14 protein-coding genes are annotated in these 16,902 nt (G+C 70.2%); 6 read left to right on the top strand and 8 right to left on the bottom strand.

Translation table 11 applies throughout. The annotated features are described in order from the left end of the window. Nucleotides 1-13 precede the first annotated feature (13 nt). On the top strand, nucleotides 14-1,606 hold the full coding sequence (locus tag VZQ01_RS06325; RefSeq protein ID WP_426747170.1) for a hypothetical protein: 1,593 nt from the start codon (nucleotides 14-16) through the stop codon (nucleotides 1,604-1,606). 1 nt (nucleotide 1,607) lies between these two features. Beyond that, a complete protein-coding gene (fabD, locus tag VZQ01_RS06320) occupies nucleotides 1,608-2,531 on the top strand; it encodes an ACP S-malonyltransferase (protein WP_426747169.1) in 924 nt (307 codons plus the stop codon). Here fabD and VZQ01_RS06315 read toward each other — a convergent pair. Together VZQ01_RS06315 and VZQ01_RS06310 are read right to left on the bottom strand one after the other, a co-directional pair. Further along, the gene (locus VZQ01_RS06315; RefSeq protein WP_426747168.1) at nucleotides 2,516-3,352 is read right to left on the bottom strand and encodes an alpha/beta fold hydrolase; all 837 of its coding nucleotides are present in this window, start codon (nucleotides 3,350-3,352) and stop codon (nucleotides 2,516-2,518) included. The two genes, fabD and VZQ01_RS06315, sit on opposite strands and share 16 nt — an antisense overlap. 35 nt (nucleotides 3,353-3,387) lie before the next feature. Next, entirely contained in the window at nucleotides 3,388-4,140 is a 753-nt protein-coding gene (locus VZQ01_RS06310; RefSeq protein ID WP_426747167.1) for a GntR family transcriptional regulator, read from the bottom strand. Between the two features lie 150 nt (nucleotides 4,141-4,290). Here VZQ01_RS06310 and VZQ01_RS06305 point away from each other — a divergent pair, with 150 nt between their 5' ends. Genes VZQ01_RS06305 through VZQ01_RS06295 form a run of 3 tightly spaced genes read left to right on the top strand, consistent with a single transcriptional unit; the run spans nucleotide 4,291 to nucleotide 6,371 of the window. Next, nucleotides 4,291-5,148: a fumarylacetoacetate hydrolase family protein gene (locus tag VZQ01_RS06305; RefSeq protein WP_426747166.1), complete on the top strand. Its 858-nt coding sequence runs from the start codon at nucleotides 4,291-4,293 to the stop codon at nucleotides 5,146-5,148. Between the two features lie 36 nt (nucleotides 5,149-5,184). Next, a complete protein-coding gene (locus VZQ01_RS06300) occupies nucleotides 5,185-5,727 on the top strand; it encodes a VOC family protein (RefSeq protein ID WP_223748868.1) in 543 nt (180 codons plus the stop codon). Then, nucleotides 5,724-6,371, top strand: coding sequence for a polysaccharide deacetylase family protein (locus VZQ01_RS06295; protein WP_426747165.1), 648 nt, complete (start codon nucleotides 5,724-5,726; stop codon nucleotides 6,369-6,371). The genes VZQ01_RS06300 and VZQ01_RS06295 overlap by 4 nt, the downstream gene beginning before the upstream one ends. A 16-nt stretch (nucleotides 6,372-6,387) precedes the next feature. Here the strand turns inward: VZQ01_RS06295 and VZQ01_RS06290 are convergent, their stop codons facing one another. The 5 genes from VZQ01_RS06290 to VZQ01_RS06270 form a co-directional block, all read right to left on the bottom strand. Then, nucleotides 6,388-7,758: a sensor histidine kinase gene (locus VZQ01_RS06290; RefSeq protein WP_426748934.1), complete on the bottom strand. Its 1,371-nt coding sequence runs from the start codon at nucleotides 7,756-7,758 to the stop codon at nucleotides 6,388-6,390. A gap of 2 nt (nucleotides 7,759-7,760) precedes the next feature. Beyond that, nucleotides 7,761-8,447 (bottom strand): response regulator transcription factor, encoded by a 687-nt coding sequence (locus VZQ01_RS06285; RefSeq protein WP_223748870.1) that lies wholly within the window; start codon nucleotides 8,445-8,447, stop codon nucleotides 7,761-7,763. A gap of 30 nt (nucleotides 8,448-8,477) precedes the next feature. Next, complete coding sequence (locus tag VZQ01_RS06280; protein ID WP_426747164.1) at nucleotides 8,478-12,554, bottom strand: IPT/TIG domain-containing protein; 4,077 nt, start codon at nucleotides 12,552-12,554, stop codon at nucleotides 8,478-8,480. Between the two features lie 135 nt (nucleotides 12,555-12,689). After that, nucleotides 12,690-13,034, bottom strand: a complete 345-nt coding sequence (locus VZQ01_RS06275; protein ID WP_223748872.1) for a hypothetical protein — start codon at nucleotides 13,032-13,034, stop codon at nucleotides 12,690-12,692. A gap of 31 nt (nucleotides 13,035-13,065) precedes the next feature. After that, nucleotides 13,066-13,350 carry a hypothetical protein gene (locus tag VZQ01_RS06270; protein WP_370640378.1) on the bottom strand — a complete coding sequence of 95 codons (285 nt, stop codon included), beginning with the start codon at nucleotides 13,348-13,350 and terminating at the stop codon, nucleotides 13,066-13,068. A gap of 388 nt (nucleotides 13,351-13,738) precedes the next feature. On the opposite strand from VZQ01_RS06270, the gene VZQ01_RS06265 reads away from it, so the two are divergent. Beyond that, entirely contained in the window at nucleotides 13,739-14,110 is a 372-nt protein-coding gene (locus VZQ01_RS06265) for a hypothetical protein (protein ID WP_223748873.1), read from the top strand. A gap of 311 nt (nucleotides 14,111-14,421) precedes the next feature. Here the strand turns inward: VZQ01_RS06265 and VZQ01_RS06260 are convergent, their stop codons facing one another. Then, nucleotides 14,422-16,860: an aminotransferase class V-fold PLP-dependent enzyme gene (locus VZQ01_RS06260; RefSeq protein ID WP_426747163.1), complete on the bottom strand. Its 2,439-nt coding sequence runs from the start codon at nucleotides 16,858-16,860 to the stop codon at nucleotides 14,422-14,424. Nucleotides 16,861-16,902: the final 42 nt, after the last annotated feature.

The following is a 16,902-nucleotide window of genomic DNA, read 5'->3' as shown; positions in this document are numbered from 1 at the left end:
CATGACTCGCCCCATGTCCTCCTCTTCGTTCTTTCAGACGCCGTTCGTCGTGGGTACCCGCGCGGCGGGGCTGTTGTTGTGTGGGCTCTCCGCGTGGCTCGGTGGGTGGGCCTGGCTCGGCTTCGCGGTGGGCGCGCTGAGCTTGTTGCGCGTGCCTCGGCGGGGGCTGCTCGTGGAGCTGGCGGTCGCCTCGGCGTTGTTGTGGCTGGTGATGCCCGCGTGGCCTCCGCTGGTGGCCGCCGCCTTGATGCTGCTGGTGATTCCGCTCGCGCCCGAGTCGGGGGCGCTGAGGCTCAACGGCCTGGACCGGTACTTCTACCTGCAGGATGGCCCTGGCTCGCGGATGAACTCGCACCACTTCGTGGACACGGCCACGCCGCTGGAGCGCGAGTCGCTGGAGCGCGCGGTCGCGGCGGTGTTGAGCGAGCTCCCGTTGGCGCGCTCGTTCGTGCGTGAGGCGACGCTGGGCGTGGCGAGGTTCGTCGCCCGTCGTCCCTGGGTGGAGCCTTCGCGGCTGCTGTGCTGGTCCGACGCGCCGGTGGAGGCGGAGGACTCACGCCTGCTGGATGCGCCCATGGACTTGAGGAGGCTGCCGCCGTGGCGGGTGATTCATGCGCCACGGCCCGAAGGGGGTTACCGGCTGTGCCTCACGGTGCACCACTGCGCGGTCGACGGCGAGGGTGGGTTGCTGATGCTGGACCTGCTCGTGCGTCGATACAACGAGCTGCGCGCGGGGCGGCCCCTGTCGCCGCGGCTTCCCGTGCATGGGGGACAGCGGCTGCGGGAGCTGTTGCGGCCTCGGGGCTTCGCGGGGATGTGGAGGCTGGTGCGCCGTCACTTCTCCATGGGGGACACGGACAAGGGGGCCTCCGCGGTGCTCGCCGATGACGCGGCCGCGCGGCCCAGGCACACGCGGCACCACCTGCTGCGGATTCCGGCGGACACGTGGCGGCGACTCAAGGCGGTCTCCACGGCGGAGGGCGTGAGCCGCAATGACCTGCTGGTGGGCGCGGTCTTCCGGGCCGCCAGCGCGCTGCGCCGCGAGCGGGGCCAGGCGGAGCTGCGCTTCAGGACCTTCGTTCCCACGAACCTGCGGAGCGCGTTGGGGGTGCCGTCTGGTTTGGGGAATTACCTGGGGATGTTGCAGGTGGTGGCGAGCCCCGAGGACCTGCGCTCACCCGCGCTGGAGAAGACGCTCTCGGAGTCCATCCGGAAGCTGAGGGAGCCGGACGAGGCCGTGAGCTTCATGGTGAACATGGGGCTGCTGACGCTGATGCCCCCGGGGATGTTCCGGGCGGGGCTTCGGAGCAACGACGCGGACCCCTCCGCGTTCAACTACTCGCTGCTCGTGAGCACCATCCGTCAGCCCGAGGAGCTGGCCCTGCCCGAAGGTGTCGAGACGGAGCGGGTGCTGGTGCGTGGCTCCCTGACGGGTCGACCCTGCTTCGGTGTCGTCATCATCCACTCGGGGGGCGAGGTGCACGGCGTGCTCGAGTACCTCTCGCCGACGGTCCGCGACGAGACGGCGCGTGAGTTCGCCGAGCGCTGGGTGGCGGAGGTGGAGCGGATGGCGGTGGGCCCTGGTGTCACGGCGGCGGTGGGCTGACATGAGCGACACGGCGTGGGCGTGGCTGTTCCCGGGGCAGGGCTCCCAGAAGGTGGGGATGGGGCGGAAGATGCTGGAGCGCTCCGTCGCGGCCCGGCGGGTGTTCGAGGAGGCCTCGGACGCCATCGGCGAGGACCTGAAGCGGCTGTGCCTGGAGGGGCCGTTCGAGCGGCTGACAGCGACCGAGAACGCGCAGCCCGCCATCGTGACGGTGAGCGTGGCGTGCCTGGCGGAGCTGGAGGAGCGGGGGCTGAGGCCCTCGGTGGTGGTGGGGCACAGCGTGGGGGAGTTCTCCGCGCTGGTGGCGGCGGGGTGCCTGCCGTTGACCGCGGCCGTTCGCGCGGTGCGCAAGCGTGGGCAGTTGATGGCGAGCGTGACGACGCCGGGCGGGATGCTGGCCGTGATGGGGCTGGACGGGGTGAGGCTGGCGGAGCTGTGTCACGACGCGGCGAGAGAGGGCGTGGTGGTGATGGCCATCCACAACAGCCCGAGGCAGTTCGTGTTGTCCGGGGACCGGAGTGTCCTGGAGCGGTTCAAGGACGTGGCCCTGTCGGCGGGGGCGACGGAGTGCGTGTTGTTGGACGTGAGCCATGCGTTCCACTCGCCGCTGATGGGGCAGGTGGAGGAGGCGTGGAAGTCCGTGGTGGCGGGCCTGCAACTCCGGATGCCTCGATGTCCCGTGCTGCTCAACACGACCGCGAAGCCGGTGAAGACGCTGGTCTGCATCCGGCGCTCGCTGCTGACCCAAATCACGGGGCCGGTGCTGTGGACGCAGTGCATGCAGGCGCTCGTCGAGCAGGGCGTGACACGCGTGCTGGAGGTGGGGGACAGCAAGGTCGTCTCGTCCCTCGCCCGGAGGACGGCGCCGACGCTCCAGACGCTGACGTTCCTGGAGCCGACCGTCCTGGCTCAGCTCGACGCCTGAGCCACGAAGGACGCCAGCGCGTCCTCGAACCGGGGTGTCGCCTCCATGAAGGGCACGTGGCCCACGCCGGGCAACCACGTGCCCTGACCCGAGCGGGCGCACGCCAGCACCACCTCGCGGCTCATGGCGGGGAGCACCACCTGGTCCAGCTCTCCGTGGAGCGTGGCCACCGGTCGACGGCAGCGCTCGAGCTCCACGGAGTAGTCCTCCGCCCGGGATAGCAGCGCGCGTCGGACATTCACCGGCACGCGCTGCATGGCTCGCACGCTCGCGTCGACTCGCGATGCGTCGAGCGTGCCCGCCGCGCACGCCTCGACGAAGGCCCTCGCGGAGCTTTCATAGGTCGCGCCGTCCTCCGACATCAGCCCCCGCGCGTTGGACATCATCCCCGGGCCGAACAGCGCGCGCGCCGGCTTGCCCGTCTTGAGCGACGCCGCCACGAAGAACAGGCCGCCCAGCGCGTCGTCACCATGGCGCCGCAGGTAGTCGCCGACGACGACACCGCCGTAGGACCAGGCCACGACCACGGGCCGTACCAACCCGAGCTGCTGGATGACCGCTTCGAGATCCCCAGCGAAGTGGACCCCGTCCACATAGGGCCCATCGCCCTCGGGCTTGTCGGAGTCCCCGTGCCCTCGCAGGTCGATGGCGACCAGGCGATGACGCTCCGCCAACCGCCCCCGCAGCACCTCGTCCCAGCTCCCACGGCCCTGGGCGAGCCCATGCACGAAGAGGATGCTCGGCGCACCCGATGCCGGGCCCGACTCATCCACCGCGAGCCGAATCCCTCCTGAACCCTCGACGAAGCGCGTGCGTACCATGTGCCTCCGGCCAGTACGCGCGGCCGCGCCTGGCGTCAATCCCTCGCGCGAGGCCGCCGGGTTTTTGTCGGCAAAGGCTTCTGGGCCGGGACGGACACCGCGCGCAGCCCGGGGTGGCTCGCGAGCACCCGCTCGGTCGTCCTGGCGATGTGCTCCGTCAAGAGCGCGCACGCCCGCTCCGCGTCCCGGTCCAGCGTGGCCTTCACCAGGGCGGCGTGCTCGTCCTCCACGTTCCGTCCCGCCTTGCCATGGGCCAGGGAGAGGCGCCGGTAGCGCTCCGTCTGGTCGAACAGCATCGCGTGGAACTTCAGCAGCCAGGGCGACTGGCAGGCGCTCAGCAGCGTCGCGTGGAAGCGCGCATGCTCGAGCTCCCAGGTGTCATCCAGCACGCCGCTGCCGGACGCCGGAGCGCGGCGCTGCAATCGATGGAGCGCCGCTGTCACCTCTCCCTCCCAGGTGATGTCCCCCTGGGCGATGGCGCCCCGCAGCGCGAGCGTCTCGATCTGCTGCCGCGTCCGCGTCAGGTCCAACAGGTCCGCCCGCGAGATGGGCGCCACCCGGAAGCCACGCTGGTCCTCGATGGTGACCAGCCCCTCCGAGGCCAGTCGGCAACACGCCTCGCGCAGCGGCGTGCGCCCCACGCCATAGCGCGGCGCCAGGTGCTCCAGCCGCAGCTTCTCTCCCGGCGCGAGGCCACCTTGCAGGATGTCCGCTCGCAACCGGTCCACCACGGTCGATGCGAGCGTGGGTTCCGACACGGGAACCCGGATGCGGGACGGGGCGGCCATCAATTTCCTCACGGACAGGCGACCTATACGTCACGCCGCGGATTTGACACAAGGTGTCAAGCTGGATGCAAAGCGCATTTTGTCGACAATCGGTTGAGCGAGGCCTCCCATCTGGCTAGCCTTGCGCTCGCACGAGGGAGACCGGCGACCATGCGGATTGCATCGATTCTGGTGAAGGGGGAGCCCGCGCTGGGTGTGCGCACGCCCCGGGGAATGCTCAACGCGACGGCGCTCGACGCGGGGGTCGGCACCTCGCTGCGAGGGCTGCTCGAGCGGGGGCCGGACGTGCTGGCGGACCTGGCCCGGCACGTCGCGAGAGCGCCGGTGCTCTCCGACGAGGAGTTCACCTATCGGCCGCTCGTCCCGGAGCCGAGCAAGTTCCTGTGCCTGGGGCTCAACTACGTCGCCCACGCGGCGGAGGCCACGTACGAGGCCCCGAAGCACCCGGTGGTCTTCTCCCGCGTGGCCTCGGGCCTGCTGGGCCACGGCGAGCCGATGGTGGTGCCCACCTGTTCGAGCCAGCTCGACTACGAGGCGGAGCTGGCGGTGGTGGTGGGGCGCCCGGGGCGGCACATCCCCAAGGAGCGCGCGCTGGAGTGGGTCGCGGGCTACACGCTCTTCAACGACGGCTCGATTCGCGACTACCAGAAGCGCACCCACCAGTGGACCGTGGGCAAGAACTTCGACGCCACCGGCCCGCTGGGGCCCGAGCTCGTCACCCCCGACGAGCTGCCCGCGGGCGCGCGGGGCCTGCGCATCCAGATGTGCGTCAACGGCGAGGTCCTCCAGGACGCGAGCACGTCGGACATGATCTTCGACGTCGCCACCGTCCTCGCGGACCTCTCCGTGGCCATGACGCTCCAGCCTGGCGACGTCATCGCCATGGGCACGCCGAGCGGGGTGGGCGCCGCGCGCAACCCTCCTCGCTTCCTGCGCGAGGGTGACGTGTGTGAGGTCATCGTCGAAGGCGTGGGCGTGCTCAAGAACCCCGTCGTCCGCGCGCCGTGAGCTCGAGTCGTTGAGGACCAACCCCTGGGAGGACCCATGTCCACGCAAGCGAAGCTGCCGAGCCGTCTTCACCACACGGCCTATGTGACCAAGGACCTGGAGGCGACGCGGAGGTTCTACGAGGACCTGATTGGACTTCCGCTGGTGGCGACCTGGTGCGAGTCCGACGAGCTGTTCGGCGCCATGCGCACCTACTGTCACACCTTCTTCGAGCTCGCGGACGGCAGCGCGCTCGCGTTCTTCCAGTTCGAGAAGCCCGAGGACCAGCAGCTCTTCGGGCCGGAGATTCCGTCCTCGCCGTTCCACCACATCGCGCTGAACGTCGACGTGGAGACGCAGCAGGGCATCGAGCAGCGCCTGCGCGCGGCGGGCTACAAGGAGCCGGACACGTATGTGCTCGAGCATGGCTATTGCCGCTCGCTGTACGTGAAGGACCCCAACGGGATGATCGTCGAGTTCACCCACGACAGCCCCCAGGCCATCACCCAGGACCTGCTCCAGGCGCGCCGCGCGAAGGCCCACCAGGAGCTGAAGCGCTGGCTGTCCGGGGACCGCACGTCCAACAACGTGTTCCGGTGAGCCTGCTCACGCTGTCGTTCGACAACGGGCCCGACCCCGTGGTGACGCCCCGGGTGCTCGACCTGCTGGCGTCGCACGCCATCCCCGCGTGGTTCTTCGTGCTGGGCAAGCACCTGGGGACGGATGAGGGACGCCGGCTCGTGGTCCGCGCGCGGGACGAGGGCCACCGGGTGGGCAACCACTCCTTCTCGCACGCCACGCCGCTCGGCGAGGACACCCGTCCTGACGCGGTGGAGGCGGAGATTGCCGCCACGGACGCGCTGCTCTCGCCCCTGGTCTCCACGGCGAAGTGGTTCCGTCCGTTCGGCGGCGGCGGCAAGCTGGGGCCTCACCTGCTGAGCCCTCGCGCCGTCGAGCACCTGGTCCGTCACCAGTACACGTGCGCGCTCTGGAACAGCGTGCCCGGGGACTGGCTGGATGCGAAGGGCTGGCCCGAGAAGGCGCTCGAGGACTGCGCCGCGAGGCCTCACACGCTGATGGTGTTGCACGACATCCCGGAGGCCTGTCTGGACGGGCTCGACGGGTTCCTCCACCGGGCCCGGGAGCGAGGCGTGCGGTTCACCCAGGAGTGTCCCCCGGAGTGTCTGCCCATCGTCGACGGACGAATCGTGCGGGACCTCACGGGGCTCGTCGCGGGCGGCTGAGCCGTCGCGCGTGGCGTCACGAGGGCGCCGGGACGCGGGCGCCTTCGAGCACGACCTTCAGTCCACACGGCTCGTTCCGGCTGAAGTCCAGGGTGAGGTGGGCGCGCTGACACAGCTCGCGGGCAATGGCGACCCCCAGCCCGCTGCCGCGCGGGTCCCGCTCCCGGGCGCCGCTCGCCCGGAACAACCGCTCGCCGAGCCGCCCCAGGTCCTCGGGGGGCACGCCCGGGCCGTCATCCAACACGGTGAGGCGGAAGCGCTCCGGGGCCGGCTCCTCGAGCACGGCCACCACGTGGCCGCCCGGCGTGCCGTGGGCGATGGCGTTGTGGACCAGGTTGCTCACCGCCTGCTCCAGCATCGTCGGATGGCAGCGCGCCCACAGCTCGTGGTCCGGGCGAGCGACCTCCAGCGTGAGCTGCTTGCGGCGGGCCAGCAGCGACAGTCGGCGCGCCACGCGCTCCACCAGCATCCCCAGCGCCGCGCGAGGCTCGCCGTCCAGTGGATCCACACCCTCGCCCAGCTGGCAGGCCAGCCGCAGGTTGTCGACCAGGGCGGTGAGATAGACGGTGTCCTCGAGGCCGCGCACCAGCAGCTCGGGCAGCTCCTCCGCGGGTGCGCTCGACGCCAGCTCCAGGGCGAGCTGCAGCGACGCGATGGGCGTCTTCAGGTCATGCGCCACGTTCGACAGGAAGCGCTCCAAGGCCTGCTGCTGTCCCAGGATGCGCGCCGCATCCGATTGGACCCGCGCCTGGGCCACGTCCAGGACGCGTGACAAGTCTCCCAGCTCGTCGCGCGCGGCGTCGTTCGTGGAGGCGTAGGCCTTGCCGCCCAGGCCGCTGGCCGCCGCGTGGAGCCGCCGGACGCGCTTGAGCAGCGGGGAGATGACGGCGAACGTGGAGGCCGCGGCCAGCAGCGCGGTGAAGGTGATGGCGGCGAGCATGAACCAGAGCGCGCCGCTCATCCGGCTGGCCACCACGGGCCACCGGTACTCCAGCACGCTGCAGGGCCCCGACGCCGCGGCGCGAATCAGGATGCTCCCGGCCCACACACCTCCCTCGATGCGCGGGTAGTGGAGCGACATCGGCTGGGACTCGCCCGCGGCGAGCCGCTCCACGAGCGCCGGGTCCGGTCCCCCACGCTCGAGCAGCCTGTCCGCGTCGAACGCGCGCACCTGGAGCCCCTGGGGAAAGGTGTGGCTCCATCCCTGGGGCGCGGCGCGACAGGCCTCGCCATGGGCCTGCATCATGGCCTCGGAGAAGAGGCGAGCGCTGCCCTGGGCCGCCAGCTCCGCCGTCTTGTTGAACGTGACGTACGCCGCCGACAGCGTGGCGAGCAGGCCCAACAGCAGCGACGCGATGGCGGTCCTCCAGGCCAGCCCCTGCCACATCTTCAAGGCGCGTCCTCCAGGTCGAAGCGGTAGCCGATGCCCCAGGCGGTGCGCAGCCGCGCGCCGGCGGGGCCCAGCTTCTTGCGGATGCGCGCCACGTGGGAGTCCACCGTCCGCGCGTCCCGCTCCTCGTTGAGGGGCAGGGCCTGGTCGGCGATCTGCTCACGGGTGAGCGCGCGGCCGGGGCGCTCGACCAGGTACAAGAGCACGTCCAGCTCGTGGCGCGTCAACGGCACCAGCCCCTGGTCCTCCCGACTGACGGAGCGCGCATCCAGGTCGACGCGCACGTCCGCCCACGTCAGCACCCGGCGCGCGTTCGTCTCCGGCAGCCGCAGCCGGGCGCGGATGCGCGCGAGCAGCTCCTCCATCCAGAAGGGCTTGGCCAGATAGTCCGCCGCGCCCAGTCCGAACGAGCGCAGCCGTGCCTCCAGCTCCTGCCTCGCGGACAGGACGATGATGGGGACATGGAGCCGGTGGTGCCAGGCCTCGAGCAGCGCGAAGCCGTCGGGGCCCGGCAGGTTCAGGTCCAGCACCACCAGCGCGGGAGGTTCCTTCAGCGCGGCCTCCAGCGCCAGGTAGCCGTCGGTGGCGAGCGTCACCTGGAAGCCCGCGAGCTTGAGCCCGCGGACGATGCCCGCGGCGATGGGAGGGTCGTCCTCCACGACCAGGATGGGGCCTTGCGAATCCATGGGGACGACCTCCGTGCCCGAAGCACAAGCCTAGCCGGCCAGGGCCTTGGGCATGGAGCCCTCCGCCTTCGTCACCTGGAAGGTGACGCTGCCCTGGGACGCGCCCCGGCTGTTCTCCACGACGATGGCGCCCGACGTGCCGCCGGAGGGCACCAGGAAGGTGAGCTGGGTGTCGCTCACCACCTGGTAGCGCTCGACGGCCGCGCCATCCAGCCGCACCCCCGTCGTCCCGGTGAAGTGGGCGCCCTCCACCGTCACCTGCGTGCCCATGGGACCGGAGCCCGGCGTCGCGCGGGTGAGGGTGGCGACCGCGGAGGCGTCCACCTGGAAGCTCTGCACCGAGTGCGCCGCGCCCCGCGAGGTGACGACCTGGATGGGCCCCTGCACCGCGCCGGAGGGCACCGTGGCCGTCAGCGCGGTGTCACCCTGCACGGTGAAGGACGCGGGCATGGCCGAGTCCCCGAAGCTGACCCGCTGCACGTCCGTGAAGCCGCCTCCCTGGATGCGCACCTGCGCTCCGACCTCTCCATTCGGCGGCGTGAAGCCGTCCACCCACACGACCTTGGGGACGGTGAAGGACTGGGAGGAACTCCCCGTGCCCGCGGCGTTGGTGACGCTGATGGGGCCCGTCGTCGTGTCCGCGTCGATGACGGCCACCAGCTCCGTGTCGCTGTTCACCTCGAAGGTGCGCGCCGGGGTGTCGCCGATGCAGACGCCGCTCGTCGCCGTGAAGCCCCTGCCGGTGACGGTCACCTTCGTCCCCGGGCCGCCCGTGTCCGGTGTGAAGCCGGTGACGACGGGCTTCACGTTCGTGCTCACGCTGAACGTGCTCTTCGTGGCTGCCTTGCCACCGGGCGTCGTCACGAACACGTCGCCCGTGAGCGCGCCGGACGGCACGGTGGCCGTGAGCTTCGTGTTGCCCTGCACCGTGAAGGCCGCCTGCGCCGAGGAGGCGCTGCCGAAGCGCACCTCGGTGGCGCTCCCCAGGTTCGTCCCCGTCAGGACCACCTGCGTGCCCACCGGGCCCGACGGTGGGGCGAACTGGCTGAGGGTGGGCGGCGCCACGAAGGTGAAGGCCATCGGCGAGTAGCCATCCGCCTTCGTGTTGGTGACGTGCAGGGGGCCGCTCACCGCCTTGTTGGGCACGTACGCGGTGAGCTCGGTGTCGCTCAGCACCTCGAAGAGGGGGGCGGCGACGCCTCCGAAGGCCACGCCCGTCGTGCCGGTGAAGCCGGAGCCGGTGATGGTGACGGCCGTGCCCCGGCCGCCGGTGAGCGGAGAGAACGTGGTGAGGACGGGGGGCGCGACGCTGAGCACCTGGAAGTCGTCCTTCGAGGCGCCGATGCCCGCCGGCGTCTCCACGGACACGGGGCCGCTGCCCGTTCCGGAGGGCGAGGTGACGGTGATGCTCGTGTCGCCGAGCGAGACGATGGGCACCTGCACCCCGGGCGTGCCGATGTGCACCGCCGTGGCCCCCGCGAAGCCGGAGCCGTGCAGGGTGATGGGGGTGCCGGGCGTGCCCTTGGTGGGCGAGAAGCTGTCGACGCTCGGCGCGGACAGGACGTTGAACGCGCTGGAGGAGACCCCCGTGCCCCGGCTGTTGGTGACGCGCAGGGGGCCGGAGGTGGTCCGGCTCCCCAGGACCGCGACGAGGTGGTGGTCATCCAGGACGGTGAAGGACGCCGCGGGCGCGCCGTTGAACGTCACGTCCGTGGTGCCGGTGAAGCCCGCGCCCGTCACGGTGACCTCGGTGCCCGGGGTGCCGGCGGTGGGCGTGAAGGCGGTGAGGGCGGGCACCTGGCTTCCCTTGACGACGAAGCCGTCCTGCGTCGCCGTGCCGCCAGGCGTCGACACGGTGATGGGGCCGCTGACGGCGCCCGGGGGCACGGTGATGATGAGCTGGTCATCCGACACGAGCGTGAAGGACGCGAGGATGTCCTCGTGGAAGTACACGCTCTTGGTGGACAGCAGTCCCGTGCCGTAGAGCTTCACGGCGTCGCCCTGCTGTCCGCTCGGGGGGCCCACGGAGCTGAGCGTCGGGGGCGCGGCCACCGTGAAGGGCGCGGCGCTCACGGCGGTGCCCTGGGCCGTCGTGAGCTGGATGGGGCCCGTGGTGGTTCCGTCCGCGACGCGGGCCACCACCTGGCGGTCGCTCCAGCAGCGGAAGTAATCGGCGGGCGTCCCGTTGAAGCTCACCTCGAGCGTGTTGGAGAGCCCCGTGCCGGTGAGCGTCACCTGGGTGCCCGAGGCGCCCTCGTCGGGGCTGAACCCGGTGAGGACGGGGGCGGACGCGGCCTTCGGCGTGGCGCCGCGCGAGGCGCCCTTGTTCGCGGGCGTGAGCTGTCCATAGAGATACACGCCGTTGTCGAACGCGACCCGCTGGAGTGACAGCGATTGCCCCTTCGAGCCCGTGTCGACGAAGCCATCCGCGTCGTCGAGCGCGTCCTGGAGCTTGGACATCACATACATGACGATGCCCATGTACACGGCGACGATGAGGGCCGCGACGACGCCGACGAGCGGCAGGGCCAGGAGCATCTCGAACTTCTGGACCGTGGGGTCGCTCGAGTCCGGGGCGTAGCTCACCTCGGGGTCCAGGATGTCGTAGTAGAGCTTCCCCACGCCATCCTTCTGCCGCACCGTCAGGGTGACGGTGCCCGTGAGCTGGATGGCCATGTGGAAGGCGGTGGCCTTCATCACCAGGGCCAGGCCCTTGTCCGTGAAGCCGAGGGTGAAGGCCTTCAGGTGGATGCTCTGCCCCTTCGCGTGGAGGGTGACGGGCTGGGTGAGCGAGAGCACCGGAGGGCTCCCCTTCACCTGGAAGTCCGACTCCGGCACCTTCATGGCCTTGGCCAGCGCGGGAATCATCTCCTGGAGCAGGAACGTGTCATCGACCAGGATGGCCAGGTTCTGCGTCGGGGACGTGGTGAAGGTGGGCATGGAGGGGAAGGGCGTCGGCGCGGGCCAGCCCGGCGGGAGCGCGTGGTCGCTCATCATCAGGGCGATGAGGTCCGGGGCGTCGCCCGCCGTCAGGGAGAAGGTCATCGTCGTGGGCGCGCGCGGCGGGGGCTTCACCGCGCCGGTCGCCTTGCCCTGGGTGATGGCCGCCTGGAGCTGACCGAGCACCGCCGTCTCGATGAGGGCGGAGACGCCGGACTTCGGGCTCATGGTGACGGTGAAGGTGTGCTCCGGGTCGAGGAACCAGAGCGTGTTCCAGGCCTTGGCGTCGTCCTCGTCCCCCGAGTCCGCCGTCGTCACGCACGTGGCGCCGCCCTGCAGGGTGGCCACGCCCTGGTCGACCTGGTTGACGGCCTGGCCGTCGTCGAAGGTCCACACGCCCACGAGGCCTGGCTGGGGGAGGGGGAGGGTGGCGTTCATCGCCTGCTGGAGCTGCGCGGCGGTGCGCGCGAGCGTCCAGAGCCGCACGGAGGACACCTCGCCGTCCAGGCCCTGGCCGATGCACAGGCTCTGCCCGTTCGTCCGCGGCTGCGAGGACAGCGTCGCGGTGCCCTTGGACTGTCCGTCCACGTAGAAGGTGATGACCTGGGCGGCGAGGGACACGGCCACGAAGTGCCAGTGGCCATCATCCAGCGTCGCGGCGGAGCCGGGGGCGACGCAGGTCTGGCCTCCCCAGGTCACCACGGGCCTGCCGCCATTGATTCCCACCGAGAGGCCCGCGTCGGGCACGGACACCAGCGTCTGCGCCTGCGTCGCCTGGGTTCGCACCCACACCTCCACGGTCAGCGCGTTGCTGTCGAGCGTCCAGGGGGCCTTGGCCCTGGCGTCACAACCCGCCAGGCCGTTCGTGGCGAGGTAGGCCGTCGGATACACGCACCCCATGGCGAGGCTCGCCAGCCGGACGCCGACGCTCAGCGTCCCGTCGACGGCCTGCCGGGCCACGGTGCCCGTGCAGGGGACGCTGAAGACGACCGAGTCCGTCTGGCTGTCGAGCGCGACGGACAGCTGCTGGAGCCCCACCGTCACCGAGCCCTGCTGCAAGGTGACCGTCGGGTCCTGCGCGCCCGCGGCGAAATTGGCCGCCATCGTCGTCAGCAGCGAGGCATCGACGTTGACCGCGGTGTTCCACCCCTGATTGACATCCTTCATGACCATCTCCCCCTGCATGGCGCCCCAAGCGCCAATCCGAGTGGGGGCAGGATGCGGGGAGGATGTGGAGGAAGTGTGGAGCGGCCCCGGACGCGCGAGCGAGCCCGGGGCCTTCGGTCCTCCGGCCTCGGGGGACTACGGGTGCGGGTTGCTGCTCCAGCAGACGGCGTAGGCATCACGTCCGCAGAAGTTGTTCGCGTAGGCGTTGCAGTCGCCGTACGCGACGGTCTGCGTGGCCCACATCCACTCGCTGGTGCTGCGGCAGCGCCACGAACAGGTGCGGCCGCCCTGCGCCCAGCCGGCACAGTTGGCGGTCCAGGACGCGCTCACCTCGCCCGGGACGCGGTCCTTCGTCATCACGACGGAGGCCGGGTCCGGCAGCGAGGAGGCTTCGGTCGCCTCCTCCGGAGGGGCGCCGCACGCGGCGAGGAACATCGCGGAGGTCAGCGCCAGCAACAGGGGATTCGTCGGCTTCTTCATGGGAGGGATTCCGGGGGTGAGGGAAGCAGGCTCAGGGGATGCTCCAGCAGACGCTGTACGGCTCGCGGCCGCAGTCGCGCCGCGCCACGTCCTCACACTGACCCCACGCGACGTCGTTGTAGCCGTACCAGTGACGCCAGTCGTTGGCCGTGCACTTGAACGTGCAGTGCCGCGCCCCATTGGCGTACCCCTCACAGATGCCCTGCTCCGTCTCACCGAGCGTGCCCTCGGCGTCCGTCAGCTCCTCCGGCGCGCCGCCGCACGCCGCCAACATCCCTCCAAACGCCAGACCGATGATGAGTGACTTCATCTTCACGGGTGATTGTCCTTGGTGTGTGTGCCGGCGAGATGACCGGCCCCCGAAGGTTATTGTGTTTGTGGGGTTTCGAGCAAATTTCTGGTTTTAATAGGTTTGTTGCTTTTGGGGTGTGGCGCGAACAAGCGGGCCGGCGTCCGCTCGCAGCGCGACGTGCGGCTTCCGACCAGGCGCCCTGGATAACCCTTACGCAATTCCTCGCATCGTTTCGCGCGCGGGCCGGCGACTGGTTGTCTATGTGGCGGAAATGCTTGTCATGGTCGTTGAGTCGTTGAGTCGTGCAATTCGTGCAATGCGCTCAAGCGCGGTCGGGCCGCGGTAGAGGTCCGTGCTCGGCGTCGTTGCCTGGTCGTGACGACAAACCCGAAGGAATACGAGGTGCAAAGCCATGCGCATCAAGACGAACCTGTTGGGATGGGGTGTCGTGATGGGAGTCCTGGTCAGTGGCACGGCGTCCGCGGCGTGCTGGTCCTGGTCTTCGGGGCCGACGTTCGAGAACCGCTGGGTGGCGGGGCTGGACAACGTGCCCAGCGCGGATGACACGTCGCTGCTGACGGACAATGGACTGCTGCGCAACTACTTCCCGGCCCAGTGCTCGGGAGCCTATGGCTGCGACGTGGTCCAGTACTCCATCCAGTGGTTCAACGGCACCTGGCAGACCTTCACGCCGGGCGTGAACGACGCGGACCCGGCGGGCTACGTGCGCCGCTCGTGGGCGTACTTCTACGACCACAACTTCCAGGCCACCGTCTGTAACTGACCCGGTCGTCCCCACGGGGCTGGGCGGGGTGCGGGAGTCACTGCCTGATGGTGGCTGCCGCCCGTTGTCGCGTGAGGCGCCGCGTGCCCAGTCCCCGTCGCCGTGAAGGAGGATGCCCCCGTTCTCCACACCGCCGCGAGCCTCCTGGCCCACAACCAGGAGTGCTGGCTGGACGCTGTCGTGGGTCCTCTCTGGCTCGACTTCGAGACCTCCGTGCGCGACTTCCTGCTCACGGGGCTACCGTGCGCCCACGGCGGGTGGCCCCACGTCATCCCGCCCCCCGCTCGGGAGTGATTCGCGCCCGCGGACCTTCAGTTCACCGGAGCGTCTGCCAGGGTGTCCGCCAGCCGCGCGCCCTCGGTGTTCAGCAGGCACTTCGCGAACAGGTAGAAGCGGTAGGCGTCCCGGAAGTTCGAGCCCAGCCCGAACGAGACGCGGATGGCGCCGCAGTTGCCCTTGTTGAGGATCTTGTCGTCGAAGGTCTTGCAGTCGAGGATCTTCTCCGTCTTGTCGAGCTCGCAGTGCTCCGCGCCGGCGGTGGTGTACGTGGCCTGCTGCACCGCGCCCAGGTTGCAGAAGCACCCGTTGCGCACGGTGATGCCGAAGGACTCGGCGGCCCGCTTGACCAGGGCGTGCGGGAAGACGGCGTTGTAGCAGTCGAAGAAGTTCAGCATGACCGTCGCCCCCTTGTGCTCGGGCGGCGGGCCGTAGATGCGGCAGAGCGGGGCCTGGGCCTTGATGTCGTGCCGCAGCTCCAACAGCCGCGTCTCCAGCCACCTGGCCAGCGCCGTCGACCGCGCGCGGAGCTCATCCAGTCCGAGCCGGGAGAGGAACTCGAACCCCTGGGCGATGGCGTGGAAGGACGCGTAGTTGGGCGTGCCGACCTCGAACCGCTTCCCGTCGTCACGGTGCAGCAGCCGGTCCGTGGGAGACCACGGGCCCGAGTAGTAGCACACCGCGCCGCCCGCGAAGGACGGCGGGGTCAGCTTGCGAAGCGAGGAGCGCCTGGCGATGAGGCACCCGGTCCCCGTCGGATGGCCGAACATCTTGTAGAACGAGACCGCGACGAAGTCCGGGTGATGCACCGAGCAGTCCAGCCGGGACTGGGGGACGAGCGCCGCCGCGTCGCACAGCACCATCGCGCCCTTCTCCTGCGCGAGCGGAATCCACTTCAAGTCATGCCTGGCGCCCGTGGCGTTGGACTGCGCCGGGTACGCGAGCAGATGCGGGTGCCCCGGGGCGAGCTTCTCGAGCGAGCGCCGCATCGAGCTGTCCAGAATCAAGAGCTCCTTGTCCAGCGGGATGTACTTCACCGAGGCGCCCTTGGACTTCGCGTACTCGCGCAGGCCGTGGACCGAGGTGTGGTTGTCCTTGGTGAGCAGGACCTCCGAGCCGCTCTCGAAGGGGAACGACTCCGCCACCAGGCGGATGGCGCCGCTGGCGTTGGGGGTGAAGATGATCTCGTATTCCTCCGGCGCACAGCGGAAGAACCGATAGATCTCCGCGCGGGCCTTCTCGAAGGCCGCGTCGGAGGACTTCGAGCCGGTGTGCGGGTTGCCGAGGATGGTGCTCTTGAGCACCTGGTAGTCCTGCGTCAGGAGGCTCTCCGGGGCGAGCGTGCCGCCCACGTGGTCCAGGTACGCCTCCTGGAGGGCATCCAGGCGCGAGAACTCGGTGTCGCGCAGCGCCTCGACCTCGGCCTCGGGGTAGGTCGGGTGCTCGGCCAGGAAGGCGGCCTTCATCGCGTGGTAGGGGCGCAGCAGCTGGGCCTCCGCGAGCGGGAGCGGCCTGTCCGCGGGGCTCTCGACGAGCTGGGGCGGCAGCTGTCGGAACGCGCTCAAGGCCGAGAAGTCGGGCCGGGGACTGGGGGCCACGGACTCCTTGCAGGCCTGGTCCACCTGGCCGCGCAGGAGCCAGGCCTTGACCTGGTAGTTCCGGGTGGGGACCTGCTCGTGGAACTCCCGGAGCATCGTGTCCAGGTACCCCTCCCGGGTGAGGGTGTCGCACTGGTTGAACTCCTCCAGGAGGATGCAGGCGTTGAAGAGGAACTCGCGGGTGTCCGGGTCGTCCAGATGGAAGGCGAGGGGACATGAGGTCGCGACCTCGCTGACGCCCCGACAGAGCCCCTCGAGGGAGAAGGCGTGGGTGATGGCGGAGGGGTCGGTCAGGCTGAGGGCCGCGTCCATGATGGCCGAGGGCGTCCCGAAGTGCTTCTGGGATTGCCGCCGGGCCAGGTCGAACAGCTCGTTGTAGTGGAAGACGGTGCCGTAGAGCTTCCCGCCCGGACGCAGCACCCGCTTGAACTCCCGGGCGACGCGGGCCTTGTCCGGCGGGAACATCAGCCCGAAGCCGCAGACGATGATGTCGAAGCTGTTGTCCGCGAAGGGCATGTCCACCATGTCCACGTCGGCGTGGAAGACGACGTCCCGTCGGAGCTCCTCGCTGACCACCTTCCTCGCCATGTCGATGGCGATCTTCGACAGGTCCGTGGCGACCAGCCGCAAGCCCAGCGGCCGGGCCAGGTCCTCGTAGAGGTGGGTGGTGATGCGGCCCGTCCCACACGCGACCTCCAGGATGCTCGTCGGGGGAGCGTCCGGACGGATGTCCTTGCGAATCTCCCGGACGAGCAGCTCTCCATAGGGTTTGAAGAGCCGGGGGCCCAGGACACGCTCGTAGAACTCCATGAACGTGCTCAGGGACCACTTCTGCTCCGACACGGTCTTGCAGTGGTGCGGCGCGGTGCTGTGCATTGCGGGCTCCCAATGGCAGCCGGGGCGCGTGGCCGCCTTGTT

It is taken from the genome of Myxococcus faecalis (assembly GCF_050039385.1).
In the GTDB taxonomy this organism is placed as follows: Bacteria; Myxococcota; Myxococcia; order Myxococcales; family Myxococcaceae; genus Myxococcus; species Myxococcus fulvus.
Note: the sequence above shows the minus strand (reverse complement) of the source record. Positions and strands in the feature narration are given on the sequence as shown.

Bases quoted from the DNA above. Each gene is read 5' to 3' on its own strand.
- VZQ01_RS06325 (WP_426747170.1), top strand. From the start codon at position 14: ATGTCCTCCTCTTCGTTCTTTCAGACGCCGTTCGTCGTGGGTACCCGC.
- fabD (WP_426747169.1), top strand. From the start codon at position 1,608: ATGAGCGACACGGCGTGGGCGTGGCTGTTCCCGGGGCAGGGCTCCCAG.
- VZQ01_RS06315 (WP_426747168.1), bottom strand. From the start codon at position 3,352: ATGGTACGCACGCGCTTCGTCGAGGGTTCAGGAGGGATTCGGCTCGCG.
- VZQ01_RS06310 (WP_426747167.1), bottom strand. From the start codon at position 4,140: ATGGCCGCCCCGTCCCGCATCCGGGTTCCCGTGTCGGAACCCACGCTC.
- VZQ01_RS06305 (WP_426747166.1), top strand. From the start codon at position 4,291: ATGCGGATTGCATCGATTCTGGTGAAGGGGGAGCCCGCGCTGGGTGTG.
- VZQ01_RS06300 (WP_223748868.1), top strand. From the start codon at position 5,185: ATGTCCACGCAAGCGAAGCTGCCGAGCCGTCTTCACCACACGGCCTAT.
- VZQ01_RS06290 (WP_426748934.1), bottom strand. From the start codon at position 7,758: ATGTGGCAGGGGCTGGCCTGGAGGACCGCCATCGCGTCGCTGCTGTTG.
- VZQ01_RS06285 (WP_223748870.1), bottom strand. From the start codon at position 8,447: ATGGATTCGCAAGGCCCCATCCTGGTCGTGGAGGACGACCCTCCCATC.
- VZQ01_RS06280 (WP_426747164.1), bottom strand. From the start codon at position 12,554: ATGAAGGATGTCAATCAGGGGTGGAACACCGCGGTCAACGTCGATGCC.
- VZQ01_RS06275 (WP_223748872.1), bottom strand. From the start codon at position 13,034: ATGAAGAAGCCGACGAATCCCCTGTTGCTGGCGCTGACCTCCGCGATG.
- VZQ01_RS06265 (WP_223748873.1), top strand. From the start codon at position 13,739: ATGCGCATCAAGACGAACCTGTTGGGATGGGGTGTCGTGATGGGAGTC.
- VZQ01_RS06260 (WP_426747163.1), bottom strand. From the start codon at position 16,860: ATGCACAGCACCGCGCCGCACCACTGCAAGACCGTGTCGGAGCAGAAG.